Source organism: Nostoc edaphicum CCNP1411 (assembly GCF_014023275.1).
Classification (GTDB): Bacteria; Cyanobacteriota; Cyanobacteriia; order Cyanobacteriales; family Nostocaceae; genus Nostoc; species Nostoc edaphicum_A.
In genome coordinates, this window is sequence record NZ_CP054698.1 from 4,597,568 (window position 1) to 4,615,719 (window position 18,152).

General features: G+C 43.4%; 9 protein-coding genes. 3 read left to right on the plus strand and 6 right to left on the minus strand.

The genetic code is table 11. From position 1 onward, the window contains the following. Window positions 1-29: 29 nt before the first annotated feature. The 5 genes from HUN01_RS21895 to HUN01_RS21915 form a co-directional block, all read right to left on the minus strand. Window positions 30-5,954, minus strand: a complete 5,925-nt coding sequence (locus HUN01_RS21895) for a hybrid sensor histidine kinase/response regulator (protein WP_181927967.1) — start codon at window positions 5,952-5,954, stop codon at window positions 30-32. Between the two features lie 91 nt (window positions 5,955-6,045). Then, complete coding sequence (locus tag HUN01_RS21900) at window positions 6,046-8,988, minus strand: methyl-accepting chemotaxis protein (protein ID WP_181927968.1); 2,943 nt, start codon at window positions 8,986-8,988, stop codon at window positions 6,046-6,048. Window positions 8,989-9,002: 14 nt separating this feature from the next. Then, entirely contained in the window at window positions 9,003-9,533 is a 531-nt protein-coding gene (locus HUN01_RS21905) for a chemotaxis protein CheW (protein WP_181927969.1), read from the minus strand. A gap of 13 nt (window positions 9,534-9,546) precedes the next feature. Then, complete coding sequence (locus tag HUN01_RS21910; RefSeq protein ID WP_069073698.1) at window positions 9,547-9,912, minus strand: response regulator transcription factor; 366 nt, start codon at window positions 9,910-9,912, stop codon at window positions 9,547-9,549. A gap of 244 nt (window positions 9,913-10,156) precedes the next feature. Beyond that, entirely contained in the window at window positions 10,157-11,341 is a 1,185-nt protein-coding gene (locus HUN01_RS21915; protein WP_181927970.1) for a response regulator, read from the minus strand. A 384-nt stretch (window positions 11,342-11,725) separates the two neighbouring features. Between HUN01_RS21915 and hmpF the strand changes: the two genes are divergently transcribed. The 3 genes from hmpF (at window position 11,726) to HUN01_RS21925 (ending at window position 16,823) form a co-directional block, all read left to right on the plus strand. After that, on the plus strand, window positions 11,726-13,486 hold the full coding sequence (gene hmpF / locus HUN01_RS21920) for a pilus motility taxis protein HmpF (protein ID WP_181927971.1): 1,761 nt from the start codon (window positions 11,726-11,728) through the stop codon (window positions 13,484-13,486). Between the two features lie 97 nt (window positions 13,487-13,583). Next, window positions 13,584-13,718: a hypothetical protein gene (locus HUN01_RS36220; protein WP_257797995.1), complete on the plus strand. Its 135-nt coding sequence runs from the start codon at window positions 13,584-13,586 to the stop codon at window positions 13,716-13,718. Between the two features lie 291 nt (window positions 13,719-14,009). Then, window positions 14,010-16,823, plus strand: coding sequence for a M16 family metallopeptidase (locus tag HUN01_RS21925; RefSeq protein WP_181927972.1), 2,814 nt, complete (start codon window positions 14,010-14,012; stop codon window positions 16,821-16,823). A gap of 268 nt (window positions 16,824-17,091) precedes the next feature. On the opposite strand, the gene HUN01_RS21930 is transcribed toward HUN01_RS21925, so the two are convergent. Further along, the gene (locus HUN01_RS21930; RefSeq protein WP_181927973.1) at window positions 17,092-18,108 is read right to left on the minus strand and encodes a sulfate/molybdate ABC transporter ATP-binding protein; all 1,017 of its coding nucleotides are present in this window, start codon (window positions 18,106-18,108) and stop codon (window positions 17,092-17,094) included. Window positions 18,109-18,152 lie beyond the last annotated feature (44 nt).

Here is an 18,152-nt window from a genome sequence, read left to right on the forward strand (position 1 = left end):
CCTGCAAGGTGTTTTTCAAAATCGTGAAACTAAGCATTAGTTGGACTACTAATAAGTTTCTCCCCTTTCAGCATTCGCGCTGCGGCTTCGAGGAGAGCTTCTTCGAGATAAGGCTTGGTAAAGTAGCCACTGGCACCGAGTTGAGATGCAATTTGTCTGTGCTTATCTGCACCTCGTGAGGTGAGCATGGCGATCGGTAAGTGGTTGAGGTTAGAGTCTTTCTGGATGCGAGAGAGTAATTCCAGTCCATCGCAACGGGGCATTTCGATGTCGCAAAATACGATATCGCAAGGCAGACCGGAGCGGAGTTTATCCCAAGCTTCCTGCCCATCACGCGCCTGTTCTACGCGATAACCTGCCTTGTTAAACGTTAGGGATAGCAACTCTCGGACTGTAATCGAATCATCGACAATCAGCACTGTTGGGTCAATCTTCGCAGGAGATGTATCTGGAGGAGTAGCTTTCTGTTGCCAAGAATTGCCACCAGTTTGTGTAGAAATCCGTCCCTGGAAGATGTCAATTATTTCCAGCACGTCAGCAATGGGCATAATCCGACCATCACCCAAGACTGTAGCACCAGCAACACCAATGGGTTTAGGCGCTGGCCCTTCAAATTGTTTAATTACAATTTCTTGTTCGCTCAACACCAGGTCAATCTGTAGAGCAATCAGGGTATTTGCCGATCGCACCACAACCACAGAAACCATATCGTCATCTCTGGTGCCGCCATAGACATTACCACGACTGATTTGGCGATTGAAAGTTAAAAGTTCCTTTAGAGGTCGGAATGGCAGTACCGTATCGCGCCAGGAAATAAATGACTGTCCATTGGCATCGTGCTGAATATTTTTGACTGGAATATCTAGCGTATCTTCTACACCATCCATCGGGAAGGCAATTCTTGACCGATCAGAGACGCAGCAGAGAGCTTTACAAATACTCAGAGTCAGTGGCAAACGAATGGTGAAGGTGGTTCCCTTGCCGATCGCAGAATCGGTGTTAACTGTCCCACGAATTTCGCTAATCTCGGAACGCACTACGTCCATACCTACACCACGACCGGAAATTTCATCTGCTTGGTCTTTAATCGTAAAACCAGACTGGAACAGCAGATCGTAGACTTCCAGACGAGACATGGCTTTTGCTTGCGCTTCTGTAATCATGCCAATTTTCACCGCCTTCGCCTTAACCTTTGCTGAATCGATACCTGCGCCATCATCGCCTACAGAAATGATGGTTTGGTTGCCTTGGTGGAAGGCACGGATGGTAATGATTCCCACAGGTGGTTTACCAGCGGCTTGTCGTTGTTCTGGCGTTTCAATACCGTGAGCGATCGCATTATTCAGCATGTGAGTCAGCGGATCGGTGAGATGATCCAAAATCATCTTGTCAATTAAGGTATCACCACCTTCAATCACCAACTCGACTTGTTTGCCACACTTGATGGCGTTGTCGCGCACTCCTCGCCGCCAGCGATCGATAGTTTGGGCAAAAGGCACCATTCGCGCTCTTGTTAATCCCTCTTGTAACTGGGTGGTTACTTGGCGGAACTGCCTTGCGACTCGTTCGGTTTCTTCGGTAACGAAATCAATGTCACTAGCTGACTCACGCACTCGTACAATCCGCTCAATCATCTGCTGTGAGAGTGTATGGAAGGGAGTAAAACGATCCATTTCTAACTCGCTAAAACCCCTGTCGGCATTGGAATCTGGAGCTTGAAAGCCGGGGTCTTTCTTTTTACGTCCAGCTAACAGAGAAGCTTCTAGTAGCGATCGCTCATACAACTCTTGCATCCTTGCACCCACATCTGAGAGTTGTTGTACCTGAATCAGCAAGTTATCTAATGACTGCCGCAGCCGTTCATGATCCTGCTCTAAGGTATTGCGATTTACCACCAACTCCCCAACTAAATTACTCATATCGTCCAGTTGTTTAACTGGAACTTTCATCGTTTCTTCAAATCTGGCAGCCCGACGAGTAGAGGGGCGAGGAGTTTTACTGGTGTTCGATTTTACTGAAGGTGAATGGGATATTGTTTGATCTGCTTCTGCCAGCAACTTCTCCAAGTCACCGAATTCATCTTTGATCGCTGGTGATGAAATGGGATTTTTAGCCAAGACTGGTTGAATGTCTAAGGGCTGGCGTTGGCGTAGCCCGTCGTAAACATCGCTTTCATTATCTGTACCTAGCAATTCTTCCAGGGCAGCAAAATCTACTTCTGGTATCTCCTTGGCTTTAGAGATGGGTGCTACTTCCTCTCCTAGTAATGCTGCCAAGTCTGCAAATTCATCTTCTGGAGCAATTTCTTCAACGATTTCTGTAGTTGCCAATTCTTCATTCGGGGCAACAATAGTATTTTCTCCCTCTGACACTGGTACCGTTTCAGATGTCTCTCCTAAATCCCACAAATCGGCTTCGACATCTTGCTGAATAACCGTTTGTGTGAAGTCATGGACAGTTTGTGAGTCTATTGTTGCTGCATTCTCTTCTAATTCTTCCGGCTTTTCTGCTTCTGGCAGAGCAGTTTCTGCAAACAATGAATCATTATCAAAACCCAGTTCTGTATCTTCAAAAGCTGTGTTTTCTGCGAAGTCAAAGGTAGTTTCTAAATTATTTTCTTCAGTATCTAAAATTTCTGGGCTTGTCTGGGCTGAATCTGAAGTTTCCCCAAAACTAATAGTTTCTGATAGTTCATCCACAGTATTCTCTGTGGTTTCCATCTGAATATAGGTGGAGTCATTTACAGCGACATCTTCAAACAGCAGTTGCGGATTTTCATCGTAAGAGCCGAACAAATCACCTGGCTGTGCTTGTGTTAATCCTGAATCTGAAGTTTCCCCAAAACTAATAGTTTCTGATAGTTCATCCACAGTATTCTCTGTGGTTTCCATCTGAATATAGGTGGAGTCATTTACAGCGACATCTTCAAACAGCAGTTGCGGATTTTCATCGTAAGAGCCGAACAAATCACCTGGCTGTGCTTGTGTTAATCCTGAATCTGAAGTTTCCCCAAAACTAATAGTTTCTGATAGTTCATCCACAGTATTCTCTGTGGTTTCCATCTGAATATAGGTGGAGTCATTTGCAGCGACATCTTCAAACAGCAGTTGCGGATTTTCATCCAGAGAAGCGAACAAATCACCTGGCTGTGCTTGTGTTAATCCTGAATCTGAAGTTTCCCCAAAACTAATAGTTTCTGATAGTTCATCCACAGTATTCTCTGTGGTTTCCATCTGAATATAGGTGGAGTCATTTGCAGCGACATCTTCAAACAGCAGTTGCGGATTTTCATCCAGAGAAGCGAACAAATCATCTGGCTGTGCTTCGGTTAATGCTGAATCTGAATTTTCCCCAAAACTAATAGTTTCTGATAGTTCATCCACAGTATTCTCTGTGGTTTCCATCTGAATATATGTGGAGTCATTTGCAGCGACATCTTCAAACAGCAGTTGCGGATTTTCATCGAAAGAGATTAATTCATTAAGTTCTAGATTAACAGCAGATATCTCTGGGGACTGATTAGTAAATTCTGGAATAAAATCTAAAGCTTCTGGTTGTTGCATCCTGAGAATTTCTTCCTCTGGATGCGGCGCAAACAAAGGCATTTCAGGCGTAGAGATATCGTTGATTGCAGGGGAAATAGTTGAACTACTTGGTACTAATTCATCAAATAAATCATCTCCAGAATCTGATGAGAGTATCAAATCTAGCTGCTCTTGTTGCTGGAAATTGAGATCAAAATCTTCTTCTATGTCAAAACTAGCTACAGGAGAAAGTATAAGCGACTGACTATCGCCAAAAATATCATCAGTCGAACCAGTAAACAAACTCTCATCTAACGCCCTTTCCACATTCTGATCAATTAAGGAATCGAACTCGTCCTGTTCCTCTGTGGTTTCCTGACTCCAAAAGTTGCTCAGATCATTTTCTGATTGAGAAAATTCAGGTGCTGTTCCTGGAGAAGTATCAAATAAATCACCGATTTCTGGTTCACTTGTAGGCAGTAGTATCTGTTCTTCCATTTCACCAAACAGGTTGTCCAAAGACAAGCCTGTTGGCTGGGGTAATTCTATGTAGTCACTAGGGGTAATCTCTTCTACCCAATTTGCATTTCTAGGTTCTAAAAATAAGTTGTCAAAACTGTTGTGTTGGTTGGTAGATAATTCCACACTGGGAAATGGCTCAGTTTCTGGTTGAGTCACTTCACCTATTGGCAATAATTCATCATCATCATCATCATCATCTAGTGCCAGTGTCAATAAATCTTCTACTACATTATTTTTGTTGACATCAGCAGACTGGTTTGTATCACTAGAAATATCAATAAATTCTTGTAAATCTTTAGAAGAAGAATCTAAATTTATATCAAGTACGTTAATATCACTTAATTCTATAGTCGTAGCAGCTGTTTGTTGATTTTGCGGTTCTGAATTTTCTTTTTCTAGGAAATTATCGCCAAATAATAGGGATAAATCTTCTGTAGTGGCTGTGATTGTTGGGTGCTGTGTGTTGCTTATGTCTTCATCAAAGGAGAGTAAATCGGATAAATCGCCATCAGTAGCCTCAGCGTCAGTACTACTGAAATCAATTCCAAAGTCATCGGTGGAAACGATATCTAAAGTTTCTTCTTGATGCCAGCTTTCATCTAGTTCGGGAGTCTCACCTTCAAATAAATCGGCAAGGGTATTTAACTCAGCTATTCCTACCTCTGGGCCATTAGGGTCTAGATTGTTACTGATTGGATGTGCTTCTTCGTGTGTGTTGAAAGTAAGACTGGTGTGAGTCGCAGCATTTTGTTGTGTTCCTTGGAACTCAAGATAGGGGCGTTCGTTGGAGACGTTGGTGTAGCCAGACGCTCGTGGACTCGCTAACGCTGCGCGATCGCTAGTATCTTCGTCTAGATTCAATTCTTCAGTTGTCTGGTCGGTGTTACCAGATAGAATTGGCTCTGATTCTGTCAAAGCCGCAGACTGTTCATCAAACAAATTAGGCGTAACTGTTAATAACTCAATTTCTGCAAAGCTCAAAAGCGCTTCTAGTTGCTGACTAATTGCAATTTCAGCTTCCCTACCTTGCAAGACTAATTCTTGAGCTTGTTTAATTTCGGTAATGACAATTTTAGCTAAAGTCAGATAAGTATTTTCGGGATTGCCGATCGCACTGGCTGCTGCTTGACACAAACTACACCACTTGGGCAAATTCCAAGTTTTACCAAGTTTGACTAACTGCTGACAGCATTGCTGGAGGTTTTGCCGAGTTGAGGGTGTTGTGGTTTGCTTAAATAGTTGCAACATTTCCCGCAGTGTTTGCAACACTTGGGCTTGAAACTCGCCCCAATTATTATTTTCTTTAGCAATGACTGGCGAAGATACCTCCTGGGGTGCTACTGAGTCTGGAGATTTATGATGGGTGTCTTCTGCCAAATCGGGAATATCTCGCCGCAGGAAAAGTTCTGTAAGTGTGGAGACATTCTCTACAGAGGTTGTGTGTAGTTCTGTTGCGTCAGGATTGCTGGCTACTCCACTCTTTGCTTGTTCTACAAGTAGTTCCAAATGCTGATACAGCCATTGAAAGACTGGCTCCGTTTCTGACATCAAAGTATTAGCTGCATCTTCGGAAAGACCATAAGGCCCGCTCAAATGCTCTAAGAGCGATTTTAGGGTATCAGATACACCAAGAAATAAAGACTCTAACTTTTGGTCAATCTGAACCGGATTATCTTTAAGAACTTTGAAACAATCTTCCAGACGGTGGGAGGTATGCTGGATGCTAGTCAATCCAAGCATCGCCGCTCCTCCTTTGATGGAGTGAGCCGCCCGGAAGACTTCACTGATCATTTCCGGGTCGTTCAGAGTACCCTCTAAATTCAGCAAGCCCTGCTCAATGGTATTCAGGTGATCCCTGGCTTCTTCAATAAAGTAACCCAAAATCCGCTGTTGTTGTTCCGGCAGCATAGTTTTTTAGTCATTAGTCATTGGTCATTGGTCATTGGTCATTAGTCATTAGTCATTAGCAAATAAAAAAGGACAAAAGACAAATGACTATTTATCTGGTTTCCATAGTTTCCACTCGGAAACGTTCAACGGAGGCGATTAAGTCACGGGATACACCTACTAAGTGTTGTAGGGCACCTGAAACTCGCTGTGCTTCCTGGGAAGTTTCTTGGGCAGTCAGTTCTACTGATTGCATTACATGAGCAACAGCGCGGGAGGTTTCCGTTTGTTCCACAGTGTCGCTGGTAATGGATCGTACAAGAATATCAATGCGATTCGCCACTTGAATAATGTTTTCGAGCGATCGCTTGGCATCTTCTGCCAATTTTGTCCCTTTAATTACTTGTTGTGTACCTTCTTCCATCGCGGTCATTACTGAGCCTGTTTCGCTTTGGATTTGCATCACAATTTGTTCAATTTCCTTCAGGGATTTAGCAGATTTATCTGCTAACTGGCGCACTTCATCTGCTACGATCGCAAACCCGCGTCCCGCTTCTCCTGCCCTTGCCGCCTCAATACTGGCATTGAGTGCTAACAAGTTTGTTCTCGAAGCAATCTGAGAAATCAACGCCACAATTTTAGAAATTTCTTGAGAAGATTCTGCCAACCGCTTCACTTTGCGAGTAGTTTCGGCAACGGTTTCTCGAATTTCTAAAATCCCCGCCACGGTATTTTCTACTGCTTCGCCACCTTTGAGAGCGATCGTGCTAGCATCACGAGCGACGGTTTCAGCTTCCCGCGCCGCTTCTGCTACCCGCTGAATTGAGTCAGTCATTACCTGTACAGAATTCAGCGTTACTGCCAACTCTTCCGCTTGGCGCAAGGCATCACTAGATAATGCTCTAGCAAAAGTTTCAGAGTTAGTTGCACCTTTTGTTACATCCTTCGCTGCTACTTTTACCTGTTGTACAATATCCCGCAGGTTTTGAATTGTCAGGTTAAAGGCATCAGCTACAGCTCCCAGTACATCGGCTGTCACTTCAGCTTGGACTGTTAAATCACCTCTAGCAGCTCCTTCCACATCATCCAAGAGACGAATCACCTGGCGTTGGAGATTTTCTTTGGCTTCCTCTTGTTCATCGGCTTTCCGTTGGGCTTCACTTGTGGTTGTGAAAATTACCCGTGCCATTTCATTAAAGCCAGTGGATAAATGCCCCAATTCATCTTCGGAATATACTGTAGCTTGAGCATTCAGATTTCCTTGACGTACAGCCTCAAACTGAGCTTGGAGATCATTAGTTGTGCGCCGAATTTGTTTAAGCGCCAAATTCCCCATAAAGCCTGCGGTAGCAAAACCTGCAATCCCAGATGCGAGTGACATTGCCCAACCTGTGTTTCGTACTGTTTCTCGTTGTTGGGGTGGCGAAAATGTGGTGGCGACAAAGCTAACTGTAGCTACAACCAGCGCCGAGACAATGCCTACACTTCCAGCAATTAACCATTGTTTCTGTTCGATGGAGGCATTTTCTAATGGTGCTAACCATCCTTGCTCGATGCTGACGTTGGGTTCTAGTTTCGAGACATCTGTTTGGCTAAAGACTGGAACTCCTTCATGGGAACCAGTCATCGAAAATAGTTCTTCTTCGCGATCGGCTGTGTTACTTGGAAAAGCCTCCGCGACTTGAGCGCGTCCAGTGTCACTATTTTCTGCTGGAGCAGAATGCATTGCTAGATCACCGAAGTTAGCATCTCCTTCGATCAGGTCAAACCCTGGAATGTTGCCTAAATCGTCAAATTCCTCAAAATCATCTAAAAACTCGATATTGCTCTTAGAATTTTCTCCATTCAGTATATTACTTGAGTCTTCATAAGAACTTAAACCCTCTGATCCAAAAGCAGACTCAAATGCTTCCATATCAAAGTTTTCATCGTCATCAAAGCTATTTTGACTGATGAATTCACCTGACTTAAGCGGCTTTTCTTCTCGGGGTAGATTGCTACTAAAAGATGAAGAATCATCAGATAAATCTGGCTGAGAAGCTTCCTCTGCGGCAAAATCTTGTGGTTCCAACCAACTATGTGCTTCGGTTTCAAGCAAATTATCTTGACTGCCGTATTCCAACTTATTTTTTGTTGCCGAACCATTTCTTAGTTCTTCTTCAACAATTAGTAAAGTTTCGTCTCCAAAACTAGATTTTTTATATTCTAAATTCTCAATACTAAGCTCTGGAGACTTTGATTCACTCAACAAATCAGGAAAGTTATTCTCGCTATTACCAATTTCTGACTTATAAGATGAAGAATTGTTATTGTTAATAGTCGCATTTTCTGGAGGAGAATTTATCCCGTTATCTGAAAATTGACTATTTACTAATGATTCTTCCAGAATATTTTCTGACAAATCCTCTTGCCAAAAAGCAGGCAACTCTAATTCTGTATTTTCCTCCCACTTGCTATTTGACTCTTGTTCTTGTTGTGATTCTTCACTTAAAGCAAAAGGGTCGTCACCAAAAGCTGGAGAAGAATCTGATATTTTGACCGTTCCAATACTATCTTCTGTGGGTAAGTCAAATGGACTTTTTGAAGATAGTTCTTCAACACCATCCACAGTTTCTTGATGCTCTCCAAAAAAGTTCAAATCAAGGTTATTGCTGTCAAATTCCTCACTAGCGTCCAAATCTTCTAATTCTGGTTCCCTATATGCCAGTGGATCAGATATCTCTGAGGAATTTATTTGCTCTTGACTTCCGGATGTATCAATCTGCCCACCGAATGACTGTAAATATTGATTAATATTTTCAATTCCATTCTTGGCAAAACCAATAATTTCTTGATCGTTAGTCAAGCCTAATACCTGTTGATATTCTTCTTTTGCTACATCGTACTGCTGTAAAACGTAGTAGATGTGACCCCGCAACAAATGGGAGTTGGGGTCATCTGGTAAATTTTGCACCACTTGGTCAACTAAAGTGGCTGCAACCTCATAATTCCTTTGAACATAGGCGGTCATCGCCTGTTGATATGTTGGCTCGTAATTATCAATACTTGCTGCCATTTCCTCCTCCAATTTCATCCTGCCCACCTAGCACTCCGTACAATTGCCATTTGATCGAGCAGTCGTAGGCACTGGTTTTTTTTAGCGCTTAATGACCACTCTCCACGTAAAAAAGGAGCCATAGCATCTGGAACATTAGTTGGTGGCATAAGATTTTGGACATCCAGCCAATCCATACCACCAATTTCCTCTACTGCTAAACCCACTATTGTGTCTTGCTCCTCAATGGCAATCACCGAAATTTCAGCTCTATCCGTGTTTAATGCACTTGCTTCCCCTAGAAATTGACCCAAATCGGCTACCCAAATAACTCGACCTCGTAAATTTAGAGTACCCAAAAGTAAAGGAGAAGCATTAGGAATCGGGGTGATTCTATCAGGACTTAGTTCAATTACCTCCCGGATGCCAGTTGCTTGTAGTGCAAACTCCTGATGCGAGGGAATGTAAAACCTCAAATGTAACTCACCTTCAGGACTTTCTACTTGTAATTCTGGTCGGAAGTGGTCTTGACCGCTGCCACTTAAAAAGTCCGGTTTGCTGACCATGTTGTTTTTATCCTTATCCTCGCAGCAGTTGTTTGACTGTTCCTACCAACTCGGTTGGTTGAAATGGTTTGGCTATGTAGGCATCTGCACCCTGTTTCATCCCCCAGTAGCGATCAAATTCTTCGCCTTTGGAAGAACACATAACCACTGGGACATTTTGGGTTTTTGGATCGGATTTTAACCGCCGACAAACTTCGTAGCCGTTCATCCGGGGCATGACAATATCCAATACCACTAAATCTGGAGGTGCTATTTGAATTGCCTCCAATGCTTCTAATCCGTCACTGGCATGAGTAACTGTTAGGCCAGTTGCTTTCAGGAGGTCTGTAATCATCTCCCTTTGCGCGATACTATCTTCCACAATCAGAACTGTGCTCATAAGTGTCTATTTACCTCCTGATGTAGACGTTCCTATTTGGAACATTCCCTGATTCCTCCGCAAGTATTAACTGTATAAATTAATTCTATGTTTTCACTATTTTCCCGGAGATTGACGTTTCACGAAGTTGGCTGACTCTGTGATAACATCTTTTAACTCATCTTTTAGTAGATCAACAAATCTTCGATCTATTTATATGTCCCATAGATGAGGAATAAATAATCAATGCCCCATGCCCAATGCCCTATTTTCCTTGCTTGTTGATATATTTATCCACGAGCATGAGTAACTCTGTGTCTGTAAATGGTTTTGTTAAATAATCTGTAGCCCCGACCATCCTAGCTTTGACTCGATCGATAAACCCATCTTTCCCAGTAAGCATGATAATCGGTGTGAGCCGAAATACTGTTGAATGTCGCAGCATGGCGCAAACCTCGTACCCCTCCAATTCCGACATGGCAATGTCGCATAAAATTAAATCTGGTTTGAGTTGAAACACCAGACTAAGTGCCTCTAAAGGATTGGTGAGCGCGATCGCTTCATAACCTTGTGGTTCTAAGATGGAATTTATAGTCTCACCGATGGCGATCGCATCGTCAATACATACTATCCGCCCCTTTTGTTTTTCCTTCAATTCCCAGCTATCCGTGTGAATATCTGGTTTAACAGTGGCTGAATATACTAGTTGTAGCCAACCCTGTTGCACGTATGGATATATTGCCTTAGCGACTGTCAAAATGTCTCGGTTGAGATGGCGAGCCAGTTGTCGCAAGGATGTTTTACCATCAGCCCAATGTTGTAGCTTATTTACGGTTGCTTCTGGTAGGGAAGATTGTAGCTGAACTTTGTCAGATAGCACTGGCAATTGTTCTGGAGACTGAATATGTGGATAGAGTTGCTTCCACTCTTGCACCTGCTTCGTAATTTTTGTAACAAATGGGGCAATCTCAAAAGTGTTTAATTGCGGGGCAAGTGCCACACCCTGATGGAAAATAAAGTTACCTTGGCGTAAACTCAGCAGGTCAAAGAGAGTTTCATGCACCAAGCCCTGAATGATACTACCAGCGATCTTTGGGTTGATAATATTCCGCTCCAAGAGTGCCCAAAGATAGGCATACTCTGGCGCGTCAGTTGGTGGTAGGGAGGCAATTTGTTTGTTGGTGAGTCGCGTCTCAACCCGATAATGACGTAAATAATCGCTAATTCTGGATAAACTACTCTCGCCTTCTTGGCAATAGATAATTTGACCATTTAAGAAAAAGACGAACCAAGACTGTTGTTTAGAGCGATAAATACTTGCTCCCTCTCCACCCAGTTTGTTGTTATGGTGAGAGCTATAAGCTTCCACCCATAGTTGCCCAGTTCGCTGTCCCAATTCAATCAATTGCAGGATACTGCAAATATCAATTTCATTTAAATTTCCCTGCATTTATCTAAAAATTACTCCTTAAGTATTGCTGAATTCTGAATGCTGAATTCTGACTTCTTCTTTCAGTATTGATTATGGAGTATTGAAAAGATTTTTACTCTGTTCTGATTGTCTTTAGGGAATACATTCAGCTAAGAACCTTCATCTTTCGTAATACACTTTGACAAAGCTAGTGTTAACACGGAAGTCATCATCACTGTCATCAGTACAAAATATAAAGGCGCGACTAGGTCGCTTCTATAAGTATCAAGACGTAATATCTCGCGTCTATAGTTTTGTCTGTCTTGTGCTCCTAAACTCCGGTTCAGTGAGACAAGTTAACAGAATTATTTAAGGTATATCCCAAAACACGAACTTGAAGTGCATCAATAAAGGACTAACGGTGTGCTGTATTTAGCAGAAGTACAAAAACAGAAAGGTGGTTTACTCAGTGGCGGTGCTAAAACCGAACTGAAACTGCTAGCTTGTCAGCGAACTGACCAGAATTGGAGTACTGTGTCGGAAGAAGTGATTGCCGCTGAAGACGCAAGCAAATTAAATGATGGTGCTTTGGTACTGGCTGAACTGAATCCGAATCGTCAAGTGCAGAGGATTCAAGAAGCAGGGCGGCCACTAGTCAACATTTTGCAGAATTTTTCCCGCCAGTTAGAGAAATTTAAGCTCAAGGAAGATGAGATTGATCAGTGGAAACAGTCGTTAACGTTTCAGGCGCAAGAGTTGAATCGCCGTGAAATGGACATGGAGGTGCGCTCGGAACAGTTGCAACAATTGGAGGATGAGGTACAACAACTAGAGGAGCAAAAACAGGAAGTTGACACCTCGCGCCAGGAAATTGAACGGTTGCAAGCAGAAGTTGAGCGCAACCGCCAAGAGTTGGAAGGTGCTTGGGAGCATTTACGCGGTGAGCAGCGTCGCTTAGAGGAACGTCAAGCGGATTTTCAACCAGGGACGGTTTTGGATGAGGAGCAAAGTCGGGTAATGAGTGAGTTACTCGATCGCTTGTCTAGTCGTGTTGCTCCCACGGAAACAGTAAGAGAACACCTGCATCTGGCCTTTGAATTGGTGGAAAAGCAGCAAGCTACTCTTACCCCCCACTGGCAAAAACTGGAGGAGCAAAAAAGTGCGATCGCACAACAGCAAGAAGAAGTTGAGCGCTTGTCACAAACCTTTAGCGATCGCCAAAATGCATTGCAAGAGGCACAAAATTCTCTAGTTCAGCAAACAGCCCAATTACAAATAAATACAGCAGACCTTACGAGCAAGCAAGAGTATGCTCGAATAATCAAAGAGCAGTTACGAAGCGCCGAAGAGTTATATCAACAGATGCATTCTTTAGCTGCAACATCTGGTGATGTAGTTCTCGGACAACAAGCTGATGTAGAATCTTTGGAGAAAATGCCTTTAGAAGAACTACAAAAGATAGTACAAGACTTGCAGCATAAGTTAGAAATAGACGCTAGCTTTGTTCACGATCAAGAACAAGAACTGATATATAAACAAGAAGCTATAGAAGAACTCCAAACTAAATTAAATAACGCATCTGACCATGATCACATCAATTTGGAACTAGAACTAACTGATGAAAAAGACCTTTATCAGATGCTCAACTCCAGTTTGGTGGGACAACGCCGCAATATGCTACAGCATCAGAAGTTTCTCAAGCAACACCAAGCTGTAATGCTGCGACGCCAAGGACATACTGTTACTGAAGAAGAAAGTAACGACAAAATTAATTTAGAACCAATTCTGTTACAAATTGAAACCCAGCGACAACAATATTCACAAGAAATTCAAAAGCTGGAACGTGAGATTGACCAGATTCGTTCTGGTGTTGAGCTAAATCAGGGAATGATTGACAATCAAACTCACGATCTAAATGAAAAGCGCCAAGAACTGAAAGCGATCGAGGAAAATTTGCTATCTCTACGAAGAACAACTGCTGAATGTTGTGGTCGAGTAAATCTTTATCAAGAAGCACTACAACCAATTCAGGATTCTCTAGATGGATTACGGCAAAAGCTACAAGGAATTGGAGAATCTTTGGATAAATTTCAGGAAACTGGTGATTCTCAAGTCCAAGCGATCGCACAGTTGCGCCATATCCTCCAGGGTTTAATGCCTCAGCCAGAATTGTTAGCCTCTTAAGAAGTAGACATCTGGTGAAAATTAATTCTGCGTTGCTCGAAATCCTTGCTAGGGACAATTCATGAATTGTCCCTAATTTATTTTCACCAGGTGTCTGGTGTCCTTCAAGTCTCAATACGGTTCGATTAAGGCAAAAGACGCGATGAATCGCCGTCTCTACAAAAGACCGATTATTGTAGAGACGGCGATTTATCGCGTCTTTGTGATAAATTATCGAATCTTTGTGATCTAAAATTTTCATCAAAGTATATAGCACTAACTGTGATGTTTCCAGTCTGATGGGAACTGGAGACATGATTTAGCAAGAATTACAAGTCTACAAAGGCGATCGCTAATTCAACTACTCAAAAGTGATACCAATTTGACATGAAGACGCACCAAACCAAAATTCACTTTTAATCTGTGCTGCAAGCTTGCTTTGGAATTTTGTCTTCTTCCCTCCATAACTAGCAACTTGAGTTAGATTTAAATTTTGAAATACCCTTTGGGGTTTTATTTAAAAATTGGAAATTTTGCATTGCTTATGAAACGGCGACCATACATGCTTATAGGATTTTTTCTCAGCCTTCTCCTAACTATCGTGCCTTTGTCAGGCAATTTTACCAATGCTGCAACACCAACAGCAGTTGCACCTGTATCCTCATTCACCCAAGGGGTACAAAAAACGGTATTGGACAACGGTTTAACAGTATTAACTAAGGAAGTCCATACTGCTCCAGTGGTAAGTGTGCAAGTTTGGTATAAAGTTGGTTCACGCAACGAGGTTAAGGGAGAGAGTGGCATTTCTCACCAGCTAGAACATTTGATGTTCAAAGGGACAAATGACCGTCCAGTACAGTTTGGACGGTTGTTTAGTGCCTTGGGTAGCCAGTTCAATGCTTTTACTAGTTATGACGAAACAGCTTACTTTGGCACTGTGCAGCGAGACAAACTGGAAGCACTGCTGACGCTGGAAGCCGATCGCATGGAAAACTCCTTAATTGGGCCTGAGCAACTGACAAGTGAAAAGCGGGTGGTGATTTCCGAATTACAGGGGTACGAAAATTCACCAGACTATCGTCTGAATCGGGCAGTGATGCGAGATGCTTTCCCTAGCAGAGCCTATGGTTTACCTGTGGGAGGGACAAAAGCAGATGTAGAGAAATTCACGGTGGAGCAGGTGCGGAATTATTACCAAACCTACTACAGCCCAGAAAATGCCACGTTGGTGATTACCGGAGATTTTGCCACAGAACCCGTACTCAAAGTTGTGAAAGAAACTTACGGGAAGTTATCGCAACGAGCAAAAAAGGACACAGTACTCGATAATGCCAGGAGAGCAATTGATCGTTACTCGGCATCTTCTGCCCTCGCCGACGCTTCCCCATCATCTACCTCTGTTGCGAAAAAAGCGCCAATTGTCCTTAAGCAACCTGGAAGTGCAGCACTATTGCAAGCGGTGTATCCTCTGCCAGATATCAAACATCCTGATGTCCCGGCAATTGATGTGATGGATGCCATTCTCACAGGTGGACGTAGTTCTCGGCTTTATCAGGCTTTGGTGGAATCTGGACTTGCCAGTTCAGTAAGTGGCGGTGCTGCCGAACTTATTGAACCGGGTTGGTATGAAATTAATGCTACGGCGGCTCCAGCTCAAGAGTTGGGGAAAATTGCCCAAGTACTCCAGGAATCTTTAGCAAAATTGCAACAGCAGCCAGTCACCTCAGAAGAGTTGAACCGAGCGAAGACACAAATGCAAGCCTCGTATATTTTGGGGAACCAAGACATCACTAGTCAGGCTAGTCAACTGGGGTATAACCAAACGATCGCAGGAGATTATAATTTTATTGAAAAGTACTTGGCTGCGATCGCTAAAGTCACACCTACTCAAGTCCAGCAAGCAGCGAAAACTTACCTCAATCCCGCTAAACAAACCATCGGCTTCTTTGAGCCAACTCAACCAGATGGTCAAGCAGGGACTTCCGGTACTGATTCTGGTCGCACGGTGGAAAATTTCAGCCCCGGTAAGCCTGTAGATCCAGCAGAATTGGCGAAATATTTGCCACCTGCCACATCAGCGACAGATTCAACCAAACAATCACTACCAGAGGAGTTTACCTTAAATAATGGTTTGAAGGTTTTGCTGTTAAGCGATCGCAATCTTCCCACTATTAACCTGAGCGCACAAATTAACGCTGGGACTGAATTTGACGGCAATCAAAAAGCTGGATTAGCTAATCTGACTGCAAACAACTTAATGAACGGGACGCAGACTAAAAATGCTCTAACCCTAGCCAAAACCTTAGAAGACAAGGGAGCCGGTTTGAACTTCAGTGCTAGCCGCGAGGGAGTTAACGTCAGCGGTGAGGGACTTTCAGCAAATCTGCCGATATTGATTCAAACTCTGGCAGATGTGTTAGAAAATGCCACTTTCCCAGCCGATCAGTTAGAACTGAGTCGCCAGCGGGCATTGATAAGTCTTAAAGCCCAGCTAGATGATCCTAGAGGATTGGGACGGCAAGTATTCCAGCAGGCAATTTACCCTGAAAATCATCCATTCCACAGCTTTCCTACAGCCGAGAGTTTAAAGAGCATTACTCGTGATGATTTGCTGAGTTTTTACCAGACACACTACCGACCGGATACCACAACGATCGCCTTAGTGGGAGACTTTGATCCAGTTAAGGTAAAAGCTTTGCTGAATCAGGTGTTTGGTAAATGGCAAGCCACAGGTAAGCCACCTGTTCTCAAAATACAGTCCGTACCATTACCGCAAACTTTGACACGTCTAAACAAAGTAATTCCCGGTAAATCTGAGGCTGTTACCTACATTGGCTACAATGGCATTTCTCGGAAAGACCCACGTTATTATGCAGCACTGGTGCTAAATCAAATTTTGGGTGGTGATACCTTATCGAGCCGACTGGGTACGGAAGTACGCGATCGCCAGGGTTTAACTTACGGTATATACAGTGGTTTTGCCGCCGGCATCAATCCCGGCCCATTCTTGATTCAAATGCAAACTGCTCCTCTTGATGCCCAAAAAGCGATCGCCAGTACTCTCGCTTTACTCAAACAGTTACGCGAACAAGGTGTGACTGAGGCTGAATTCAACACAGCAAAACGTTCAATTAGCAATAGCTACCCAGTGGATTTAGCCAATCCCAGTAATGTATCCAGCATCATTTTGGATAATGCTGTCTTGGGGCTTTCGCGATCGGAAATCCGAGAGTTTCCCCAGCGGATTCAAGCAGTAACTATGGCTGATATGCAACAGGCAATTGAAGATTTAATTAAGCCAGAAAATTTGGTGATTGTCACTGCCGGGCCTGGAGATACAGTACCCAAGGGCAGTTAATTACCTCAGATACACGTGATTTCGATGAACCTCTCCCTCCCAGCCTCCCTTTCCGTTTCGGAGAGGGAGGAGCAACGAAAAATTCAGCTTTTTGCTCCCCTCTCCGTGTCGGAGAGGGGTTGGGGGAGAGGTCAAATAAGACTTGTCGAACTCACGTCAGATACATAGCAATGAGATTTGATTTGTAAAAATCGCAATAACAAGATCCCCGATTTCTTAAAGAAATCGGGGATCTTTTTGTTCACGAATGATTTAGCTCTTGCCTTCTTCAAATTGAATAAGACACTGGGAAAGACTTCGCATCCTTGGGCTTCACATATACTCGTTGTTGTGGTTCTAACTCTAAATCATTAAAGCGATCGCGTGTTAAATGCGCCATCACCACTTGCCCGTCATCGAAAGTTAATTCCACCTGAATTTCCCAACCCAAATGGATCAATCGGCTCACTGTCGCAGCCGTAGTAGCACCGTTAGCAACTTTTTCAAAAATCACATCTTGCGGACGCAAAAACACTTGTGGGTGTGGTGCATCAAATCCGCTACTTTGAAAAATCTTCGAGGTGCTAGGTAGTACGTTCACTGGGCCGATGAAGCTCATCACAAATGCCGTAGCAGGATTATCGTAAATTTCTGCTGGTGTCCCCACCTGTTCCACACGCCCTTTATTCATCACCACAACCTCATCGGAGACTTCCATTGCTTCCTCTTGGTCGTGGGTGACGAAAACCGTGGTAACATGAACCTCATCATGGAGGCGGCGTAACCATGCCCGTAAGTCTTTGCGAACTTTAGCATCAAGTGCGCCAAAGGGTTCATCTAACAGTAATACTTCCGGTTCTACTGCTAATGCCCTTGCTAAAGCTACCCGTTGTCTTTGACCACCAGAAAGTTGTGATGGATAGCGATCGCCTAATCCAGTCAATTGCACCAATTCTAGTAATTGTTCTACCTTTCCCTTAATCTTCTTTGGCTGTGCTTTGCGAATTTCTAAGCCAAAGGCAATATTTTGCTTGACAGTCAGATGCTTGAATAAGGCATAGTGCTGAAACACAAACCCAATATTCCGTTGTTGCACGCTTTGGTATGTGGCGTCCTTACCAGTCAGCAGGATTTTGCCGCTATCTGGCATTTCTAAACCTGAAATTAACCGTAGTAGCGTAGATTTACCTGATCCCGATGGCCCTAGCAACGCAACTAGCGAACCACTCTTAATTTCCAGGCTAACCTCATCAACTGCCTTGAAGCTCCCGAATTGTTTGGAGACGTTCTCAACTACTATGCCCACTGCTGCTGTACCTCTACAACTAAATCTACAGATCCTTGGTAGGA

What these genes read in the sequence shown, in the direction of transcription:
- HUN01_RS21895 (WP_181927967.1), bottom strand. Translation starts at nt 5,954, where the DNA reads ATGCTGCCGGAACAACAACAGCGGATTTTGGGTTACTTTATTGAAGAA.
- HUN01_RS21900 (WP_181927968.1), bottom strand. Translation starts at nt 8,988, where the DNA reads ATGGCAGCAAGTATTGATAATTACGAGCCAACATATCAACAGGCGATG.
- HUN01_RS21905 (WP_181927969.1), bottom strand. Translation starts at nt 9,533, where the DNA reads ATGGTCAGCAAACCGGACTTTTTAAGTGGCAGCGGTCAAGACCACTTC.
- HUN01_RS21910 (WP_069073698.1), bottom strand. Translation starts at nt 9,912, where the DNA reads ATGAGCACAGTTCTGATTGTGGAAGATAGTATCGCGCAAAGGGAGATG.
- HUN01_RS21915 (WP_181927970.1), bottom strand. Translation starts at nt 11,341, where the DNA reads ATGCAGGGAAATTTAAATGAAATTGATATTTGCAGTATCCTGCAATTG.
- HUN01_RS21925 (WP_181927972.1), top strand. Translation starts at nt 14,010, where the DNA reads ATGAAACGGCGACCATACATGCTTATAGGATTTTTTCTCAGCCTTCTC.